Genomic DNA, 19,565 nt, shown 5'->3' with positions numbered 1-19,565 from the left:
AACTGCTACATTCACATGGCGCGTTCTGTTTGTCAGTAGCTGAACCGGAGAATCTATTATCTGCTTCTGATTCCCAACTATAGGTTAGAGGTGATTACACCGTTTCACCTTCTGAAGCAGAACTTATAATGCACTTTGTAACTATAGGAATTATAAATTCTGTGCAATAATTACCGTTTGTACTGCTGCTGATTTTAGGCAAATGTTGTTGAAACAAGCAAAATGCCGCCACATCTCAATTAAAACTTCATAAAATATAAAGCCTTACCCCAACGTACACGTACAACACTCCAATGTACACTACCAGCCTTCATAGCACCCCGGATAATGCCAGCGAGCAAATTGCGAGCAACTCAAGCTATGAGCTTAAGATAGATAAGGCCAAAAACCGGATCTATTTTACGATACATGGTTACTGGAAAAGTAAAGAAGTAGTGCCTGCATTTATCGAGGACTGGAAAAAAGCTGTATCGCTTACACAAGCCAATTTTACAGTGCTGACAGATATGCGCTCCATGATCACGCATCCGCAGGAATTGAATGAACTGCACCTGGAAGCACAGAAACTGGTAATAGAAGCTGGCGTGAAGCAAGTGGCCAATGTATTGCCCACAGATAAGATCGCTAACCTGCAGGCCAGTTCTATAGTATCGAACACCACATTACCTTACCGAAACTTTAACTCCTGCGAAGAAGCTGAAGCGTATCTTAACCAGCCATCTACAGCGTATTTAAACTAAAGCACTTATGTTCCACGTGGAGTAGGTTTAACCAGGAACTAAGATTTTTATGATTTAATGAATTTTAGGAATCTGTAAATCAGGTTTAAGAAGATAATGTAGACGCAATATATTGCGTCTTTTTGTTTGGGCTACATTTTTCGCGATGTATTCGATATGCAGGAAGTAGACCCCACAGTATCTTGAAACTATAAAAGAAGCAACAAACTATAGATACCCTTTTGCCTGTAGCTTAAATAACTCGGCATATTTACCATTATGTGCCAACAACTCTTCATGCGACCCCAGCTCTTTTAACTGCCCTTGCTCCAGGAACAAAATTCGGTCGGCCATGCGCACTGTAGAGAAACGGTGGGAGATAAGCACAGCAGTTTTACCAGCTATCAACTCCGAGAAACGTAAGAACACTTCGTGCTCTGCTCGGGCATCCAGGGCAGAGGTTGGCTCATCCAGGATTAGCAGCTGCGCATCGCGCATATAAGCACGCGCCAGCGCCACTTTCTGCCATTCGCCACCCGATAGCTCCACACCTTTGTTAAAGCGCTTACCGAGCACCTGGTCGTACTTATCAGGCAGACGTTGAATTACCGGATCAGCCAGGCTTTTTTGTGCCGAACCTTGTATGCGGTCTATATCTCTTATATTGCTGATCTGGCCAATGGCAATGTTATCGGAAGCCGACATCTGGAAACGCACATAATCCTGGAAAATGATACCTACCTGGTGGCGCAGATCGTTCAGGTCATATTCGCGCAGGTCGATGCCATCCAATAATATGCGGCCTTCTGTGGGTTCGTAAAGTCTGGCCAGAAGTTTTACTAAAGTCGTTTTACCTGCCCCGTTCTCACCAACCAATGCCAGTTTTTCGCCGGCCCGTAAATGGAAACTCAGATTGCTGACAGCCCATCGTTCGCTGTTCTGGTACTTAAAGCCAACATTCTCGAACGTGAAACCATGTTGTATAGGCCTCGGAATAGGTAATGGGTTTGCAGGAGGTGTGATATTAGGCCTTAGTTCCAGGAAATCGAACAGGTCCTGTAAATACAAGGCACTCTCGGCTATCTGCGAAAAACGGGTCATGATGCCCTGCAATAGCCCACGCATACTATTAAACGACCCTGCCAGGAACGTTAAGCTACCCACTGTAATAGCGCCGGCTACGGTTTGAGCCAGTATAAAAACGTAAGCGCCATAGTATGCCAGCGTACCCAAGGCCGATAAAGCAATACCCCAGACCGCCCGTTTTATGATAAGGCTTTTGTTGAGCAGGTAATATTTATCTGATAATAGCTTAAAGCGCTCTGCCAGGAAACCGGAAAGGTTAAAGGTCTTGATCTCTTTGGCGGTTTCGTCGGAGGCGCCAATGTAGCGCAGGTAGTCCAGTTCGCGGCGCTCTGGCGTCCAGGAACGGGAGAGGGAGTAGGTGCGCTCGTTAAAATGAGTTTCACCCAGAAATGAAGGAATTACCGCTATCAATAATATAACTATAAGCCACGGGTTAAAAGCTACCAGACCAACCGCCAGGAAACCTATAGTTACAATATCCTGCATCTGCGACAAAACCTGCGACATGAGCACCACACGCGTTACCGTTTGCCGGCGGGCACGCTCCAGTTTATCGTAAAAAGTAGCATCTTCGAACTGGGTCAGGTCCAGTGTAGCGGCATGTTCTATCAGTTGTACCGATGTTTTGTTGGAGAAAAGGTCGCCCAGCAAACTATCCAACAGGGTAATGCCCCGGTTTATCAGGTCCGAAACTATAGCCAGACCCAGTTCTGCAGCTACCAGCATCCATAAATAACTTAGGTCGCGGTCGCCGGTCACATCTATCAGCCGGATAACTTCATCAATGATCAGTTTGGCAACATACAGCATAGCCAGCGGCAAGGCTGATTTTATAAGGCGCAACACCAGGTTGCCAATGGTCATGGCAGGGCTGGTTTCCCAGATCAGCCGGAAAAACTTGGGCAGGTTCTTCAGCGCGCCTACCTGTTCCTTTAAACTCTTTTTATCGTCGGCTGCCTTTGGTGCGGCAGCAGGTTTGTCTCTGAAAATCTTCATCTATAGGTAGTACCAACTATAGTCTAATATGTTTACTATAACGCAAGATTTCAAACATTAAAGTATAGGGTGTATTCTATTTATTTCGTCAGCTTCACTATTTTTAGAGGATGAAAACAATCTATACTTTCTTAACTACTGCACTTATAGTTGTAGCGGCACATTTTGCTTCGGCTCAGACAGAAACTGTCACTTATCAGAGCAAAGGTGGCATAAAGCAAGTGCCTGCTGCAGAGGCTTTTTACTTTACTGTTGAAAAGGTGGGGTCTGATAAACTAATAACAAGTGTCCGTTACTTAACTGCAGACAGTACAAAGGTGAGGCAAATGACATTTAGAAGAAAAAAGTGCAGGATATGACTAATAATATACTGCAGGGGCCTCAGTACGAATGGCATAGCAACGGGAAACTATACTCAGAAGCTACTTACGAAAACGGAAACCCTGTAGGAGTGCATACCTACTGGCACGAAACCGGGGATAAGGATTACATCAAAAAATATAATTCAAAATTTGAGCTTGATACACTGGAAGCTTATCATAAAAATGGGGCAGTACGCCGGTTGGAAGTATATAGTGCAGGTAAGATGGTGCTGGGGCATGTGTATGACGAGACGGGCAAAGAACTTGAATATTTTCCTATGTTAAAGATGCCATCTTTTCCGGGAGGTGAACAGGCAATGCAATCTTGGTTGGCCCGAAACCTTACTTACCCAAAGACTACCCGAAAAGACAAAGCGCAGGGTCTGGTGGTTGTAAGCTTTGTAGTTAATGAAGCAGGTAAGATAACAGATGCTGAAGCCATTAAAGGAGTACACCCGGATGCAGATGCAGAGGCGCTCAGAGTCATAAATAGCATGCCATTGTGGGAAATTGGCTTATTGGAAGGCAAGCCATCTAAAGTACGCTTTACAGTTCCCATCAGATTTAGCCTATAATTACCCAGCACTATGAAAAAACTACTACTGCTCAGCTTTATAGTTTGCATTATAGTTAATTCCGCCTCTGCGCAAACGCAAACAGTGAGTTACTTTAACAAAGGTGGAATTGAGCTTTTATCTCCTGAAGGAGCATATTATGTAGAGTATATCGAAAATAACCCTTCAGGCGGCGGGACCCGGACAAGGTTCTTGAAAGCAGACAGCGTAAAAGTGTCTTTGTTTACCTATAGCAGCTTTGAAGGAGGAGAAGATGACAACGGAATCTTAAATGGGGCTTACTATCTGTGGTACAACAATGGTAAACCGTCAGAACAGGGTAACTACGAGAACAACAAACTCCAGGGCAAACTCTCTACTTGGTTTGAGAATGGGCAGATATCCTACGAGAAGTATTATGCGGAAGGAGAGTTGCAGGATACGCTCAGGGGATATTACGAAAATGGTGCCCTTAGAAGAGTAGAAGTATATGACAATGGTGAAATGGTAGAGGGCAAAGTGCTTTCAAAAGTTGGTAAAACGATTCCCTATTTCCCGGCATCTGTCATGCCTCAATTCCCTGGCGGTGAAAATGCGATGATAGGTTTTGTCTCACGTAACCTTAACTATCCGGATGAAGCAAAAGAAGTTGGTTTAAGTGGTTTAGTAGTAGTAAGCTTTATAGTTGAAAAGAATGGCGCTATTAAAACACTTGAAATAATTAAAAATGTGCACGAGGTGTTGGATGAGGAGGCTGCCAGAGTAGTTAAAGCCATGCCCCGATGGGAGCCTGGTTTACTGGAGGGTGAACCTGTGGCTGTTCGCTTTAATTTACCCGTTCGTTTCACAATTGTAGATTAACCTACTTAAGACAAATACTATGAAAAACCTCCTTTTCACTATCCTGCTTGCTGCTGCTGTAACTATAGTTGCTCAGGCCCAAACTATAGTTTCGCCGAAAGAGGTAGCAACTATAGAAGACATAACAGAAACCGGTTTACAAATTGTATCGGGGCCGAAAGGGCAGAAGCGCGACATGGAAAAGTTTAAGGCCTTGTTTTTGCCGGATGCGCAAATGGGAGGCGTGTTCTTTAAAGGCGATAGCAGCTTTGTACGGATAACCACTGTAGAGAAATTTGCCGAGCGTAACGGACCAGCGTACGAAGAGTTGGGTTTCTATGAGAATGTGTTAGGCTTACGTATTGAGCGGTTCGGTAACCTGGCCACAGCTTTTCAGACCTATGAAACGCGCTATGGCAAAGATGGCAAAGTAGAGGCAAGAGGAGTAAACACGTACCAACTGGTTTTTGACAAAGGCCGCTGGTGGATCGCCAGCCTGTTATTCACGCCCGAAACGGAGAAACAGAAGATCCCAGCTAAGTACTTAAAGTAAACTGTAAACCCCTAAAATGAGAAAAGCCCCGTCAAAATGACTGGGCTTTCTCTCACCTTAAAACAAACTAAACTAATCTAACTTTAACTAACCTTATCTTTATCCCGCAGGGGGTATTTTTCTACTTCATACTAGCGGGCTCAGAAAAAATAAACTAACGCCCACGAAAAAAAATCATTGTGAGATTTGGAACTCTAAATTTTTATTTGAATATTAGCTTTCCGATAAACTATCTCTCTCAATTCGGGTGCAAAACTATGATTCCTGTTTTCTAAAAGCAAGAGAACAGGCAAATATTTTTTTGCTTTTTTTTAAAAAGCCCCTTTCCTGCATTTAAAGCCCTATTTTTTCGGCAAATTACAAGCAGCACCAATCCTGTTTTCTAAACAATATCGAACTACAGCATCCTAACTATAGTTGTGCGTCTTACTTTTTACAGCTAGATTTTTTCTGCTTACTCCTATAACATAGCCTGTAAGGTTTTTGGGGTCGCTGCTTACACGGCTGCATTACATTTTGCGCTTGCCTGCGCCTTGTCTATCTTTATAAAATAAGACCAACCGAAATGGAAAATTCCCTTGCTGCCGAGTTAGCTATGCTTGGCACAGAACAGTTGCTGGATCTGCTGCACAAACGCGAACAGTACGAGCCCGAAATTACACTTGCCGTTATCACAGAACTGGAGAACCGCAAGCTGTAATGCTGTAATGGCAGGTGCCGGGCTGGTGGTGCTTATAATTGCTTACAACCTTATACCGTTTAACGGGCAAATGCGCTACCTGTATACCATGGACCAGGTGGTACAGAAAGAAGCGATAGCCATGCAGCCGCTGCAGCAAATTTCGGAAGTTGGGGAAAACGCCAGCGCCTCCGAATTTGTGCCTAAAGTAGAAGCTGGTATAAAACTGTGGGAAGAAACCGAAGTGATGCTGGAAGAGATAGAAGATGTGGATGGAAAAGAAAAAGACCGTGTATTAGTATTACTGGATTATGTGCGCCTTCGTAAAAAGTCTTATGAGATGCTGCGTGATGATCTGAAGAATGGCCGTGAACTGCTAAACCCGCAGCAACAACAGGTTTTGTGGGCCATAGATGGCTACGTAAACGCACTACGCGAAGGCAAGGAAAGCGAAGTAGTAGATAAAAGATTCAGAGAGGAACCGGAACTGTCGCAGGAAGAAAATGAAGTGCCCGTAAATATTTCAGGAACAGATAAGCCATAGGGTAAGATACTTTTAGTGGTAGATGGTGTTGAGGCCGGTTTTGTAGGCGGAGAAATGCCGACACAGGCAGCAGATCTTGAAGAAAATGACATCCAAGAAGTATCAGTACTGCAAGGGGAAAAAGCCAAGACACTTAACAGAGGAAATGCAGCCAATGGCGTAGTGCTGATCACAACAAAAAAGTAAAACCAGAATAGATTTGACAGAAGCTAACTCACACATCACCTGCCCGCATTGTGGCACTGAACTACCGGCCGGCTCCACCGTTTGCACCAACTGTGGCAAGCCGTTACCCGAAAGGAAATGGTATAGCCTGAAAGGGTTAAACGCCGCCGAAATATTCTTGCTGATCCTGGGAAGTTTAATGTTGCTGATTGGGTTGGTCGCTGTTTAGTATGAGAACCTTTGCCCATCCGGTTTTTATATGTAGCCTGGCACTTTTCTGCCTGAACCAGCTGCTGGAGTGGCAACGCATCTACATCGCGCCGCTGCATCAATACCTCGACGACCTGTTGTGCATGCCGCTGGTGCTTACAGTAGCCCTCGCAGCAGAGCGTTTATATTTTGATAACTATAGCTTTGTGTTGCCGCTACGCTATAGTTGGTGGGCAATACTGTTGTTCAGTATCTTTTTCGAGTTGCTGCTCCCACAGTTATCCAAGGTTTATACTGCCGATGCCTGGGATGTTCTGTGCTATAGTTGCGGAGCCATGCTGTTCCATTGCACCATCAATAAGGCTCCCGCGCCGGCACCCGAACTATAACCTGCTACAAATGCAAAACGGCAGACACTATAAAAGCACCTGCCGCTGCAAAAACAACACTCGTTCACTAAACCTTGCACAGCACGCTGGCAGCTATAGCCAAGCACTGTCATCGTCTTCACTTGCTACAAAATTAACCATCCAGCGCGTATTAAAACAGGCCAGCTATAGTTATTAGATGAACGGCACATAGTGCTGCCCTGACAACTATAAAACCCGGCTTAAAAGTGTTGCAGAGGTGCCTTATAGTTTGATCAATTTTTTTTTCAGCGCGCAAGCAACCTTTTAAAACAGAGTGCATCTATTAGGATGTAGCAGCTAAAAAAACAACCAGACTGCTCTGTAACACTATCCAAACCAATAAAATAAAACTATGAAGAATTTTACAGCCCACATGGCCATCATCGTTTCGTTTGTAATCGCTCTTGCCTTGCTGAGTGGAACCATTATAGCGCAGGATGTAAAAGGAAATGGCACCCTGAAAACACAAACCCGTAAAGTAGCCGATTTTGAAGGCATAAAAGTGAGCGGCGGTTTTATAGTTGAAATTAAGCAGGGCAAGCAGGAAGAGCTTAGAATTGAAGCCGAAGAGAACCTGATGGATAACATTAAGTCTGAAGTGAAGAACGGCGTGTTGCACCTGTATACCGAAGGCAGCTTCAATAGCAGGAAAGGTATAAAGGCTTTTGTTACTGTTAGCGACCTGAACAAAATAGATATAAGCGGAGGCGTAAAAGTAACAGGCTTATCTACTTTTAAGGCGAACACTTTTGACCTGGGTATGAGCGGTGGCTCGCATGTAACTCTGGCTATAGATGCCAATAAACTGGATGTAGAGATGAGCGGTGGCAGCAAAGTCGCCTTATCTGGCCATGCAGATGACCTGGAAATGAATATGTCCGGAGCCGCGTCGGTAGATACGCGTGAGTTGATTGCCAAACGCGTAAAAGTTGAATCTAGCGGAGCCAGCAGCGTAAAAGTGCATGCTACCGAAAACCTGGTTATAAATGCATCAGGTGCATCGCATGTGGCTTATGCCGGCTCACCTAAAATAGAAGCCCAGACCACAGCAGCAAGCAGAATCTCGAAACTATAAGTGAATAATATTACACACCCTGGAAAGAGCAGCCTGTTATGGCTGCTTTTTTTATGCGCTTCACGCTGGTAACTATAGTGCTGAATCGAAAAGTCTATCAAAGACAAAAGCCTGAAACTATAGCGTAGTTTCAGGCTTTGGCTTAAGGAGTTACCTATAGTTAGCGAACCGGTACCGGAATAACAGGTAGGCTGGTGTGGCCTTCGGCATCGGTAGCCTGTACTGCAAAAAAGTAATTATCTTTAGAATAAGGCAGTGTTACGCTGGTGTCTTTTACAAAAAACTTTTTCTCCCAGGCAGGGCTGCTGGTTTCGCGCATCAGCACATAGTAGCCTACTGGTTTTTTACCTGATTTAGGTGCTTCCCACTTCAGATCGGTTTTGTTGGTAAGGTTTGATGTGATGACGCCTACACTTTCGGGTGCTGCAGGAGCCCAGCCTAAATTAGCCATAGTTGCCAGGTTTACAGCCGTATTCTTACGCAGGTACTCAAAGTCCATAAACTCTACCAGGTCGCCGTACTGCTTGCCATCTTCTTTTCGCACATCCTGGTGCTGGTGGTCAAAATCTTCGTTCATTTCGCTCATGCGCACCGCTGCAAAGCCCTGTTGGTTAAATGGCGTGTGGTCGCCGCCACGCAGGAAACGGTCTGGTCTGTAGCCAAGTATCACTTCGATCTGGTCTACATAATTCTCACCTACAGTTTTCATGTAGCGAGCCAGGTTACGGCTTGGCCCGTCGTTCTCAGAGCCCAGGGTGCGGCGCAGGCGGGCCTGCTGTTCTGTTTCGTTGGCAGGAGTTGCTTCGCTGAATACACGCACGCGGGTATTGTCATGTATTCCGGTTTCGGCAGAGTAAGAGTTACCTACAATATCATTGTTCAGTACAGCTACTATATTCCAGTTTTGGTCTTTAGCGCGTTTAGCCAAATGTGTAGAGCCGTAAAGTCCCTGTTCTTCGCCCTGAAATGCCACAAATACTAACGTAGCCGGAAATTGCTTTGAGGCCATAATGCGGGCCATTTCCATAACTATAGCTACTCCTGATGCATCGTCGTTGGCGCCTGGTGCCTTGCTTTTTGCATCCATTACATCGGTAGCGCGCGAATCCAGGTGACCGCTCACTATAATAACACGTTTATCAGTAGGGTCAGTGCCTTTTAAGGTTGCCATTACGTTTGCCATTTCCACATCCTGTGGTATGCGGCGACCATCGGCTTTTACAGTAAAGCGATCCATCTCTACGGTCATTCGTCCGCCAGATACTTTGGCATATTTCTCAAATTCTGATTTTACCCACTCGCGGGCAGCACCGATACCACGCTTTTTATCCGTAGTAGTGCTCAAAGAATGCCGTGTTTCAAAAATTACCATCTTCTCTACAAGCGCTTTCAGATTATCTGCCGACACGGCATTTACCATTTCGGTAATGTCTTCGTCGTGGGTAGCAGGAGCCTGGGCTTGTGTGTTTAGAGAGGTAGAAAAGTATAACCCGGCTGCAGCTAGTAAGCCGGCAAATAGGGTGAAACGCTTAGTTTGCATGAGGTGTTTGTAAGGTAAGTGAAGTTTAAATATAGGAACGCCAGCGCAAAAATGCCAGTAACTATAGTTTAATAAGCCAGTTTGCAGCGCTCACCCTGCAACTTGTAAAGTTCCTGCTCTACGGCCAAGGTGGTTTTGGCTTCAGTAAATTCGGATTGATAGCGCTGGGCCAATTCGCGGCGTTTGATGGCTTCTAAAAAGCGGCGCGTATCGTCCGGCGTTTCAAGTATAAGTCCCGGAACCTGGGTTGGTTTGTTGTCGTCGCCTTTGGCTACCATGGTAAAGTAGCTGGTGTTGGTGTGTTTAACGAGGCCGGTTTTAATGTTCTCTGCAATGACCTTTATGCCTACCATCAGCGAGGTGTTGCCCACATAGTTTACCGATGCCAGCAACGACACCAGTTCCTGTACTTCCACGGGCTGCAGAAAGTGAACGCCCTCTACTGATACCGTTACACAGTAGTTCCCGGCATGCTTGGCCGCACAGGCATAAGCCACTTTATCCATGAGCGAAAGTAAGATACCACCATGAATTTTGCCGCCAAAGTTGGCATAGCTCGGAATCATGAGCTCGGTAAGAATAGTACGGGAATAAGAAACGGGACGGAAAGCGGGTGTGGTCATAGTAGCTGTTTTTATACTTTGGCAAGTATACGGCAGCTATCCTTTTTTTGTCTGAATCAGGATTTTCAGGATTTATGGATGAGCAGGATTTATCAGTAAACGAATTCCCCTCTTGAGAGGGGTCGGGGTGTTTTCTTGGTTTGGAGGATGCTTAGGTTATTGCTATAAAAACACTACTTCTTTTACTACCTCATGGCCCGAAGCGCGGTTCAGAAGCTCTACCACCTTACTTTTGCTCATGTTGAGTTCGTGCTTTAGCGGGGCGGAGGTCAGGCGTACAAAAAGTTTCTGGTCCCGGAAGTATAGTTCCTGGGTTTTCATGGCGATGGGTTTACCCATGATCTCTTCCCAGCGTTGCACCAGGTTTACTTCATTCAGCTTGCCTTCCAGCCGGTAAGCCTGCAAAAGCCCTTTTATACTTTCGCCTATAGTTTGCGTGCCCGCTTTTCGCTTCGCAATCTCTTCCTTCTTCTTATAGTAGCGCACGGTTTGGGTAATTAAGGATAGGTGGGTGAATTAGTGATTGCAAATTACTCAATTTACAAGAAAGATTGTTGGCGGTTATTTTACTTCAATTAAGTTTCCAAATAATCGTCTGATGATAAACACCTTTTCAAATTGAGTTACCAGTTCATCTTGCCCGAATGTTTCTACATCTGCAAACCAAGAATTTGGTATTTCTCCTTCTGCTATTACAAGTATAGCTTTATCAACTTTATTAAGATAATTGCTCATCTTTTTCTCTTTCTTGTTGATAACATTGATAATTTCTCTTTTCGTAAGATTTGGCACAAACCTACCTTTAGCTGAATACCAACATGCATCTGTAACATTAGGGAAATAATCTCCATCTACATAAATAAGCTCATTTGGGAGACAGTTATTCAAGGAAAAGGAGAATCTCTCTGATAGTTCTCTGTCCTTAATTTCGTCTGCAACTAACTCACAAATTTGTTCTGAAAGTATTTCTCTCTGCTTTGCATTCAATACTATGTTATCTGAAAAGTGAAACCTAACATACAGAGGAATACCACTGCGAAGAGCAAATAGGTGCTCTGCAGTTTTTAATATTTGATCTTCAGTAGCATGTTTTTGAGCAGGTGTAAACTTCTGGCTATGCTCTTTCTCGTTGTGAATTTGTGTAATCTCGACAGCTATAGTTTCTGAGCTTGTTTGGATTAAAAAATCAGGAGGTTCTGGTCTACTCACCTTGCCATTAGGAAGCTTAGGATAGAGTTCTCTCAATTTATTAAAGTAGTATTCTTCTATCTGATGCTTACTTTCCATTCTTAACTAACTTGGTTGGTATCAACGATTCACATAAAAGATCTCTACAACTACCCAATCACCTTCACAATCCCATCCTTTACATCAAATCTACGGATACTTTCTGAGAGGCCTTCGAGTATTTTGTCGGTACGGTCGAGGTGGGTATCTGTTAAAAATATCTGTCCGAAGGTATGGGCGGCTACCATTTGCATGAGTTTGGTGATGCGCTTCTCGTCGAGGCGGTCAAAAATATCGTCGAGCAGGAGCAGGGGCTTGTGGTGCTGGCGTTCGGCCATTACTTCAAAGTGCGCCAGCTTTAGGGCAATCACATAACTTTTCTGCTGACCCTGCGAGCCAAAATGCTTCACCGGGTTGCCATCCATCAAAAACACAAAGTCGTCTTTATGCGGACCTATAGTCGTGCGTTGCAATGCCATGTCTTTGCGCTCGTTCTGCAGCAGCTGGTGTGCAAAATCAGAACCCAAAAGCTGGCTTTTATAGGTGAGCGTAACGGTTTCGGAGCTGTCTGATATGTGTCGGTAATGCTTCTGGAACACAGGCACAAACATTTCTAAAAACTTTTCGCGCTCCTGCGCCAGTTGCTGGCCCAGCGGTACAAGCTGCTCGTTCAGTATGTGCAGGTAATCCTTATCGTAGTAATGGCGCTCGGCAAACTGCTTTAAAAGGGAGTTTCGCTGCTTGAGTATATAGTTGTACTGTATCAGCGTGTCCAGGTAGGTGTGGTCCAGCTGCGAGATCAGGCTATCGAAGTACTTGCGGCGCTCTTCGCTGCCTTCGCGTATCAGGTCGGTATCGTAAGGCGAGATCAGCACCACCGGGAAACGGCCGATATGTTCGCTCATCTTCTCATAAAGCACTTTGTTGTGCGTTACCGTCTTTTTCTGGCCCTGCTTTAAGCTAACCTGCACCGTGTGTTTGGTGTCATCAACTATAAACTTGCCTTTCACCATAAAAAACTCTTCGCCTTGCTTTATACTTTGGGCATCGGAGCTGTTAAAGGCACTTTTGGTGAGCGAGAGGTAATGGATGGCGTCCAGAAGGTTTGTTTTGCCGCTTCCGTTGTCACCGATAAAGCAGTTTATGTGCTCCGAAAAAGCCAGCGAGGCATCGTCGTAGTTCTTGAAAAACAGCAGACTTAGATTTTCGAGGAGCATTCAGTTTATAATTGATTTCTTTTTCCTTAATTTCGCAGCTAAACCCGTTCCGGGCCTTTTCGCCCAACGTGCAAGGTAGTTTTTATACCTGAGCATGCAACGGATAAAAACCAGATTAGATATTTACCCATGGCTACGAAAGAAAAGGCAAAAGCGAAGTCGACGAAAGCAAAGGTACAGGCTGAGCCAAAGTTTTCAAAGGAAACATATATGTGGTGGTTCGAGAACATGAAACTCATCCGCCGCTTCGAAGAAAAAACAGGCCAGTTATATGGTCAGCAAAAAATTAAGGGTTTCTGCCACCTGTACATTGGCCAGGAGGCTTGTGTGGCTGGTGCAGTTACAGCCCTTGAGAAAGGTGATAAGTGGATTACTGCTTACCGCGACCACGCACACCCGCTTGCTTTGGGTACTGATCCGGGTGCTGTAATGGCCGAAATGTTTGCTAAAGCAACCGGCTGCTCTAAAGGCAAAGGTGGTTCTATGCACATCTTCGATAAAGAAGTAAACTTTGTAGGCGGCCACGGTATAGTTGGCGGTCAGGTGCCACTGGGCGCTGGCCTGGCATTTGCCGAGAAGTATAACAAGACTGGCAAGCTTTGCATTTGCTACATGGGCGATGGTGCTGTGCGCCAGGGTGCTTTCCACGAAGCGCTTAACATGGCCATGAGCTGGAAACTGCCTGTGATTTTTGTTATCGAGAACAATGGTTACGCTATGGGTACTTCTGTATCGCGTACATCAAACGTGCAGGATCTATACAAACTGGGCTCTGCGTACGATATGCCTTCATTCCCGGTTGATGCTATGAGCGTTGAGAATGTGCATACTGCCGTAGCTGAAGCTGCTGAGCGTGCCCGTGCCGGCGAAGGACCTACCCTGCTTGAGTTCAGAACTTACCGCTACAAAGGTCACTCTATGTCGGACCCTGCCAAGTACAGAACCAAAGAAGAGCTGGAAGACTACAAAGGCCGCGACTCGATAGAATCTGTAGCAGGAACTATACTAAAGAATGGCTGGGCTACAGAAGAAGAACTGGAGCAGATAGATGAAAAAATAAAGGCGAGAGTAATGGATGCCGTGAAATTTGCCGAAGAGTCTCCTTACCCGGACCCATCTGAGTTATACACAGATATTTACGTGGAACCGGACTACCCTTACGTAATGGACTAAAATAATTTAGAATTAGGAATTAAAAATTATAAATTTGGTGTTCCGAAACTAAAGGACATAGATTTAAATCCAATTTTTAATTCCTACTTTTGAATTTCTAATTCAATTTATACTAATGGCAAAAGAAACAGTACAGAAGCACAGCGAGTTTGAAGAGCTGGTTGAAAATCCGGATGCGTTAGCAGAACGCCTGTCGCACACGGATGATTTCGTAAAGAAAAACAAGTCAATTCTGCTTGGTGTGTTTGCCGCCATTGCCGCTATAGTTGTAGCAGGCTTTTTATACTATAACCACCGCACTACCCAGAGCCAGGAAGCGCAGGATGCGATGTTCCAGGCAACCTATTACTTCGAAGCTGACTCGCTGAACAAAGCCCTGAACGGCGACGGACAGTACAAAGGTTTTACAGCAATAGCTGACGAGTATAGCGGAACAGATGCCGGAAACCTGGCAAATTTCTACGCTGGTGTAGCGCTTTTAAAGACTGGCAAATTTGCTGAGGCGCAGCAGCACTTGGAAGAATTTGAGTCTGATGACTATTTGCTGCAGGCCCGTGCTTATAGTTTAATTGGTGATGCGCTGTTAGAGCAAGGCAAAAACAAGGAGGCTGCTGACCAGTACATGAAGGCTGCTAACCACAATGCCAACCCACAATTTTCGCCACAGTACATTATGAAAGCTGGTATCGCTTACGAAGCCGATAACAATTATAAAGCAGCTGCCGAAGCTTACGACAAGATCGTGAAAGATTACGTAACAGCAGCTGAACTGAACGACGCTAAAAAATACAAGGCTCGTGCTGAGGCACTTGCAGGTGGCGCTAACTAATTAACAGCCGCATATAAACTATAAAAGCGCTTTTGTCTTTACTTGTAAGGCAAAAGCGCTTCTGTTTTATAACCTGCCCTAAACTATAGTTACATACAAACTATAGTTTACATGGAAACGCAGAAATTAACGGGTATGAAATCCCGATTAACAAACAACGCTTAACGAACAACGAAATTAAAGTATGGCAACAGCTTTAAAAAACCTGAACGACTATAGTACCGCCACCTTCGCCGACATGGCCGATAAGAAATTCGGGATTGTAGTAGCCGAGTGGCACAAAGATATTACCGATGTACTGAGCAATGGCGCCATCGAAACACTGTTAAAGCATGGCGCTCAGAAAGAGAACATTTTTAGAAATACCGTGCCTGGCAGCTTCGAGCTTACCTTAGGAGCCCAGTTTCTGGCGCAGCACGAAGAAATAGATGCTGTGATCTGCATTGGTGTGGTAATTAAAGGCGATACCAAGCACGACGATTACATTAACAATGCAGTGGCGAACGGTCTTACCAATGTATCTTTAAAGTACAACAAGCCGGTAGCTTTTGGTTTGGTAACTACCAATAACCTGGAGCAGGCTTTAGACAGAGCAGGTGGTAAGCATGGCAACAAAGGTGTGGAAGCAGCGGCAGCGGTCATTCACATGCTTAGCTTTTAAGGTATAACCAATGTATAATAAAAAAGAGGCGTCCTGTAAAGGACGCCTCTTTTTTATTATACATTGTTGTTTCTGATTAGAACTTAATACCTAAAGCAAGGCCGGTACGGATACCAAAACCGCTAAATGCACCAGTCTGGAAGTTTTCTTCGTTGGAATTATCTTCTGTCTTAACGCTGCCCGCATTATAGCTAGGGCCAAGGAAAGTATCAAGCACGAAGCGGTCAGCAAATACCCACTGACGACCGATTAGTAAACCACCGCCAAATGTTGTTAAATTAGCCTCACCGCCAGTTTCTTCTTCAGTAAAGTCAGAATCTTCTACCTTAAGTTTAAAAGACTGTAAACGCAGGAATGGAGCAATATAAAAACCCGCTGGAGCCTCGCTTGAGCTAGAAAGGTATTTTCTGAATTCCGGAGTAAAACCGAAGCCACTAAACTTAGTGTCATCAACACTGAAGCCTGTGTAAAAAAAGCCTAACTGAGCACTCTTGTCTTCAGAAATAGTGCGCTCATAGAATACAGAGCCGGTACGTACTACAGGGCTAAGAATGTTAATTTTGAAAACATTGCTCTGAGCCTGTGCAGCTCCCATGAAAAGGGCAAATGCTGCCACTGTTAAAAGTAAAATTCGCTTCATAGCTGAATAAATAATAAAAAAGTTAAAAATTATTAAGTTTACAATGGTAAATATATAAAGACTTATATATATAGGTAAGCATATATTAAAAAAAATTATAATGTTATAACATTTAGTGTGCAGAGCAAAAAGAGAACATCCTCCGTAACACCGTGCTGGGAAGCTCCGATCTTACCTTTGGAGCCTAGTTTCTGGCGCAGTACGATAAGATCGAATCTGTGATCTGTATAGATGTGGCTATAAAGGCGATACCTATCACCATAACAAAGGAGTGAGGCTGCAGCAACAGTCAATCATATGCTTAGATATGGCCATATTCCCGTAAAATAACAATCTGGACTGATTTTTGTAACATACCCTACAATGTACAGTTAACGCCTGAACTGTAAAATTTTTAGGCTGGCAGCGAACGGAAAGTGCTGATACTGTGAGTTAAAAAAAATTAAATAAAGCAGGATAGGTAGTAAAGAATAAATATTACTGCTATTTTTGCACGAATTTTAGTAAAATATGCTTTATACTATAAGCTAGTAAGGGAGCATAGGTAACTATAGAAAACGAACCCAAGCAAGTATATTTATACGATAAGATGAATACGAACGAAGAAAAACAGCGCTACTCTAAAGAAGACCTACAGGAATTCGAAAACATCATCCTTGAGAAGCTGACGAACGCTAAAAAAGAAGTAACTTTTATTAAAGAGACTCTTAGCCGCCGTAACGATACCGGTACTGATAACACCGCATCTCCTACAAAAGTATTGGAAGATGGAGCTGACACAGCAGAAAAGGAAAGCTTAAACCAGTTGGCATCACGCCAGATGAAGTTTATCCAGCAGTTGGAGAACGCTCTTATCCGCATTAAAAACGGTACATATGGTGTTTGTATAGTTACCGGTAAGCTTATCCCGAAAGAGAGACTGCGCGCCGTGCCGCACACACAACATACTATCGAAGCTAAACTACAGCGTAACGACTAGAACTTTTACTTCTTGAATATCTTACAGCATCATATACAAGCACTGGTTTTTTGTGCGCAATCACCCATCAGCATAGAGGAAATTCAGCGTTGCCTTACGGAAGCGCTGCAAATGGAAATTGCTGTTGGTGATGTGCTTGAAAGTATCGAAGCTATAAATGAGCAGCTGAACGATACCGGTTTTGCCTTTCAGATCTACGCGATCGGGGGTGGTTACCAGTTTCTTACCAAACCAGAATACCAGGATACGGTAAGTGTTTACCTGAAACAGAAATCAAAGAAAAAATTGTCAGCGTCCGCACTCGAGACGCTGGCAATTATTGCCTACAAACAGCCTATAACACGTTCTGCAATGGAGCAGATACGTGGCGTTGGCTGCGATTATGCCGTCCAGAAATTGCTGGAAAAGGAGCTGATCGAAATTAAAGGAAAAGCAGATACCATCGGAAGGCCGGTACTTTACGGTACTTCACAGAAGTTTATGGACTACTTCGGTATCAACCACATAAAAGACCTCCCACAGCTAAAGGATTTCGCTACGGAAGAAAACGTAATTGGCGAAATTGCAGATTAGCGAACCCACACACTAGCATAAAATTCAATTATACTGCATATAAGGTACAGTAGCGATACTGCATCGAGTAACAAAACAACAATGGCAAGAGATAACGAAAGACCTGCGCGCGACAACGACAGTGCAGGACGCAGAGATACTGACAGAAATTCTTCTGGCAGACCAAACAACGACCGCGGCGAGAAAAAGATATTTAACAGAAGAGATAAGAACGAAGGTGGCGAACGCCGTTCATTCGGTTCTGATCGTGGTGAGCGCAAGCCTTACGGCGATAGAAGAGAGGGTGGCGAGAGAAAATCGTTTGGCGACAAACGTGAAGGCGGCGAAAGACGCAACTATAGTTCTGACAGAAGAGACGACCGACGCGGAAACAGCGAAGGCGGAGAGCGCAGATCATTTAACTCAGACAGACGCGATGACAACAGAGGTGGCGAGCGCCGCTCTTTTGGCAGCGACCGTCGTGAAGGTGGTGAGAGAAGATCTTTTGGCGCTGACCGTAGAGAAGGCGGCGAGAAAAGATTTAGTTCTGATCGCCCGAACAGAGCGGAGCGTCGCGGATCTGATGAAAACAGAGAAGCAACTCCAAAAAGAGAAGAAGGCGAAAAGCGTACATTTAACACGGACCGCAGAGAAGGTGGCGAACGTCGTTCTTTCGGTGCAGACCGTGGCGAACGTAGCGAGCGCCGTTCATTTGATTCGGACCGTGGTGAGCGCAAGCCTTACGGCGATAGAAGAGAAGGTGGCGAGAGAAGATCGTTTGGCGACAAGCGTGAAGGCGGAGAGCGTCGTTCATTCAACAGCGACAGACGTGATGACAAAAGAGGCGGTGAAGGCCGTTCTTTTGGCAACGACCGCAGAGAAGGTGGCGAAAGAAAACCTTACGGTGACCGCCGTGAGGGTGGAGAGCGCCGCAACTATAGCTCAGAACGCAGCGAAGGTGGCGAGCGTCGTTCATTCGAATCGGATAGAAGAGATAACCGCGAAGACAGACCGGCAAGAGGTGGCGAGCGCAGCTTTAACTCCGACAGAAAACCATTCAAATCAGATCGGAATTCTAAGTTTGGCAACAGAGACCGCAGAACCAGCTACTCTAACAGAGAAGACTTCGGTGATCCGGAAACTCCGACGTACAATACCAAGCATTACGAGAATAACCCACGCATCAAGAAGAGTAATCGCAAAGAGGAGGGAGAAGATGACGGAACGATCCGTTTGAACCGCTACATCGCCAATGCAGGTGTTTGTTCCCGTCGCGAAGCTGATACCCTGATAGAGTCTGGTGAGATAAAAGTGAACGGTGAAGTGGTAACCGAAATGGGCTTTAAAGTAAAGCCGGAAGACACGGTGCAGTATGGCAAAAAGTTACTGAACCGCGAAAAACTGGTGTATGTACTGCTAAACAAGCCAAAAGATTTCCTGACAACTACAGACGACCCTGAAGGCAGAAAAACTGTAATGAGCCTGGTAGAGAAATCATCGAAGGAGCGCATTTTCCCGGTTGGCCGACTTGACCGTAACACCACAGGTTTACTTTTATTCACGAACGATGGCGAACTGGCTCAAAAGCTGACGCACCCATCTAACGGCGTGAAAAAGATTTACCAGGTAGAGCTGGATAAGCCAATTACCAAAGAAGACTTCCTGAAAGTAGCAGAAGGCCTGGAACTGGAAGATGGTAAAGCAGAAGTAGATGATGTAGCCCTGATCGGTGATACAGGTAAGTTCTTAGGATTGGAGATACATATCGGGCGTAACAGAATTGTACGTCGTATTTTCGAACACTTAGGCTACGAAGTAGTAACGCTGGACAGAGTGCAGTACGCAGGCTTAACGAAGAAAGACCTGCCACGCGGCAACTGGCGCTACCTTTCTGAGAAAGAGCTTATCCGTCTGAAATACTTTATGTAAGA

At 44.9% G+C, this 19,565-nt stretch carries 23 protein-coding genes; 16 read left to right on the top strand and 7 right to left on the bottom strand.

Annotation, left to right across the window (positions count from 1 at the left end):
- The first annotated feature begins 293 nt into the window (after positions 1-293).
- The gene (locus ABS362_RS07850) at positions 294-740 is read left to right on the top strand and encodes a hypothetical protein (RefSeq protein WP_350411849.1); all 447 of its coding nucleotides are present in this window, start codon (positions 294-296) and stop codon (positions 738-740) included.
- Positions 741-947: 207 nt separating this feature from the next.
- Here ABS362_RS07850 and ABS362_RS07845 read toward each other — a convergent pair whose 3' ends face one another.
- A complete protein-coding gene (locus tag ABS362_RS07845) occupies positions 948-2,801 on the bottom strand; it encodes an ABC transporter ATP-binding protein (protein ID WP_350411848.1) in 1,854 nt (617 codons plus the stop codon).
- Between the two features lie 355 nt (positions 2,802-3,156).
- Here ABS362_RS07845 and ABS362_RS07840 point away from each other — a divergent pair, with 355 nt between their 5' ends.
- The 9 genes from ABS362_RS07840 (at position 3,157) to ABS362_RS07800 (ending at position 8,193) form a co-directional block, all read left to right on the top strand.
- Positions 3,157-3,738 (top strand): TonB family protein, encoded by a 582-nt coding sequence (locus ABS362_RS07840; protein WP_350411847.1) that lies wholly within the window; start codon positions 3,157-3,159, stop codon positions 3,736-3,738.
- Positions 3,739-3,750: 12 nt separating this feature from the next.
- Positions 3,751-4,578 (top strand): TonB family protein, encoded by an 828-nt coding sequence (locus tag ABS362_RS07835; protein ID WP_350411846.1) that lies wholly within the window; start codon positions 3,751-3,753, stop codon positions 4,576-4,578.
- 19 nt (positions 4,579-4,597) lie between these two features.
- Positions 4,598-5,110: a hypothetical protein gene (locus tag ABS362_RS07830; RefSeq protein ID WP_350411845.1), complete on the top strand. Its 513-nt coding sequence runs from the start codon at positions 4,598-4,600 to the stop codon at positions 5,108-5,110.
- A gap of 565 nt (positions 5,111-5,675) precedes the next feature.
- Positions 5,676-5,810, top strand: a complete 135-nt coding sequence (locus ABS362_RS07825) for a hypothetical protein (protein ID WP_350411844.1) — start codon at positions 5,676-5,678, stop codon at positions 5,808-5,810.
- Complete coding sequence (locus tag ABS362_RS07820; RefSeq protein WP_350411843.1) at positions 5,773-6,333, top strand: hypothetical protein; 561 nt, start codon at positions 5,773-5,775, stop codon at positions 6,331-6,333. The genes ABS362_RS07825 and ABS362_RS07820 overlap by 38 nt, the downstream gene beginning before the upstream one ends.
- Before the next feature lie 15 nt (positions 6,334-6,348).
- Positions 6,349-6,519, top strand: a complete 171-nt coding sequence (locus ABS362_RS07815; protein WP_350411842.1) for a hypothetical protein — start codon at positions 6,349-6,351, stop codon at positions 6,517-6,519.
- A gap of 13 nt (positions 6,520-6,532) precedes the next feature.
- Entirely contained in the window at positions 6,533-6,727 is a 195-nt protein-coding gene (locus ABS362_RS07810; protein WP_350411841.1) for a zinc-ribbon domain-containing protein, read from the top strand.
- A gap of 1 nt (position 6,728) precedes the next feature.
- Positions 6,729-7,097 (top strand): magnesium citrate secondary transporter, encoded by a 369-nt coding sequence (locus ABS362_RS07805; protein ID WP_350411840.1) that lies wholly within the window; start codon positions 6,729-6,731, stop codon positions 7,095-7,097.
- Between the two features lie 373 nt (positions 7,098-7,470).
- On the top strand, positions 7,471-8,193 hold the full coding sequence (locus tag ABS362_RS07800; RefSeq protein WP_350411839.1) for a head GIN domain-containing protein: 723 nt from the start codon (positions 7,471-7,473) through the stop codon (positions 8,191-8,193).
- Between the two features lie 160 nt (positions 8,194-8,353).
- Here the strand turns inward: ABS362_RS07800 and ABS362_RS07795 are convergent, their stop codons facing one another.
- The 5 genes from ABS362_RS07795 to recF all read right to left on the bottom strand — a co-directional run bounded on the left by ABS362_RS07795 (position 8,354) and on the right by recF (position 12,800).
- Positions 8,354-9,733, bottom strand: coding sequence for a M28 family metallopeptidase (locus tag ABS362_RS07795; protein WP_350411838.1), 1,380 nt, complete (start codon positions 9,731-9,733; stop codon positions 8,354-8,356).
- A gap of 68 nt (positions 9,734-9,801) precedes the next feature.
- Positions 9,802-10,356: an acyl-CoA thioesterase gene (locus ABS362_RS07790; RefSeq protein WP_350411837.1), complete on the bottom strand. Its 555-nt coding sequence runs from the start codon at positions 10,354-10,356 to the stop codon at positions 9,802-9,804.
- 162 nt (positions 10,357-10,518) lie between these two features.
- Positions 10,519-10,842, bottom strand: a complete 324-nt coding sequence (locus tag ABS362_RS07785; protein ID WP_350411835.1) for a DciA family protein — start codon at positions 10,840-10,842, stop codon at positions 10,519-10,521.
- A 75-nt stretch (positions 10,843-10,917) separates the two neighbouring features.
- Complete coding sequence (locus ABS362_RS07780; protein ID WP_350411834.1) at positions 10,918-11,643, bottom strand: hypothetical protein; 726 nt, start codon at positions 11,641-11,643, stop codon at positions 10,918-10,920.
- Between the two features lie 50 nt (positions 11,644-11,693).
- Positions 11,694-12,800: a DNA replication/repair protein RecF gene (recF, locus tag ABS362_RS07775; RefSeq protein ID WP_350411833.1), complete on the bottom strand. Its 1,107-nt coding sequence runs from the start codon at positions 12,798-12,800 to the stop codon at positions 11,694-11,696.
- A 129-nt stretch (positions 12,801-12,929) separates the two neighbouring features.
- Here recF and pdhA point away from each other — a divergent pair, with 129 nt between their 5' ends.
- The 3 genes from pdhA to ribH all read left to right on the top strand — a co-directional run bounded on the left by pdhA (position 12,930) and on the right by ribH (position 15,463).
- On the top strand, positions 12,930-13,973 hold the full coding sequence (gene pdhA / locus ABS362_RS07770) for a pyruvate dehydrogenase (acetyl-transferring) E1 component subunit alpha (protein ID WP_350411832.1): 1,044 nt from the start codon (positions 12,930-12,932) through the stop codon (positions 13,971-13,973).
- Between the two features lie 115 nt (positions 13,974-14,088).
- Entirely contained in the window at positions 14,089-14,802 is a 714-nt protein-coding gene (locus ABS362_RS07765; RefSeq protein ID WP_350411831.1) for a tetratricopeptide repeat protein, read from the top strand.
- A gap of 184 nt (positions 14,803-14,986) precedes the next feature.
- Positions 14,987-15,463, top strand: a complete 477-nt coding sequence (gene ribH / locus ABS362_RS07760; protein ID WP_350411830.1) for a 6,7-dimethyl-8-ribityllumazine synthase — start codon at positions 14,987-14,989, stop codon at positions 15,461-15,463.
- Positions 15,464-15,539: 76 nt separating this feature from the next.
- On the opposite strand, the gene ABS362_RS07755 is transcribed toward ribH, so the two are convergent.
- Positions 15,540-16,103, bottom strand: a complete 564-nt coding sequence (locus tag ABS362_RS07755; protein WP_350411829.1) for a DUF3575 domain-containing protein — start codon at positions 16,101-16,103, stop codon at positions 15,540-15,542.
- Between the two features lie 589 nt (positions 16,104-16,692).
- On the opposite strand from ABS362_RS07755, the gene ABS362_RS07750 reads away from it, so the two are divergent.
- The 3 genes from ABS362_RS07750 to ABS362_RS07740 all read left to right on the top strand — a co-directional run bounded on the left by ABS362_RS07750 (position 16,693) and on the right by ABS362_RS07740 (position 19,563).
- Positions 16,693-17,082: a TraR/DksA family transcriptional regulator gene (locus ABS362_RS07750; RefSeq protein WP_162344883.1), complete on the top strand. Its 390-nt coding sequence runs from the start codon at positions 16,693-16,695 to the stop codon at positions 17,080-17,082.
- Between the two features lie 12 nt (positions 17,083-17,094).
- On the top strand, positions 17,095-17,655 hold the full coding sequence (gene scpB, locus ABS362_RS07745; RefSeq protein WP_350411828.1) for an SMC-Scp complex subunit ScpB: 561 nt from the start codon (positions 17,095-17,097) through the stop codon (positions 17,653-17,655).
- A gap of 81 nt (positions 17,656-17,736) precedes the next feature.
- Positions 17,737-19,563, top strand: coding sequence for a pseudouridine synthase (locus ABS362_RS07740; RefSeq protein WP_350411827.1), 1,827 nt, complete (start codon positions 17,737-17,739; stop codon positions 19,561-19,563).
- Positions 19,564-19,565: the final 2 nt, after the last annotated feature.

Source organism: Pontibacter populi, from assembly GCF_040278685.1.
GTDB classification, from domain to species: domain Bacteria; phylum Bacteroidota; class Bacteroidia; order Cytophagales; family Hymenobacteraceae; genus Pontibacter; species Pontibacter populi.
This window is presented reverse-complemented; position numbering and strand designations above follow the sequence as displayed.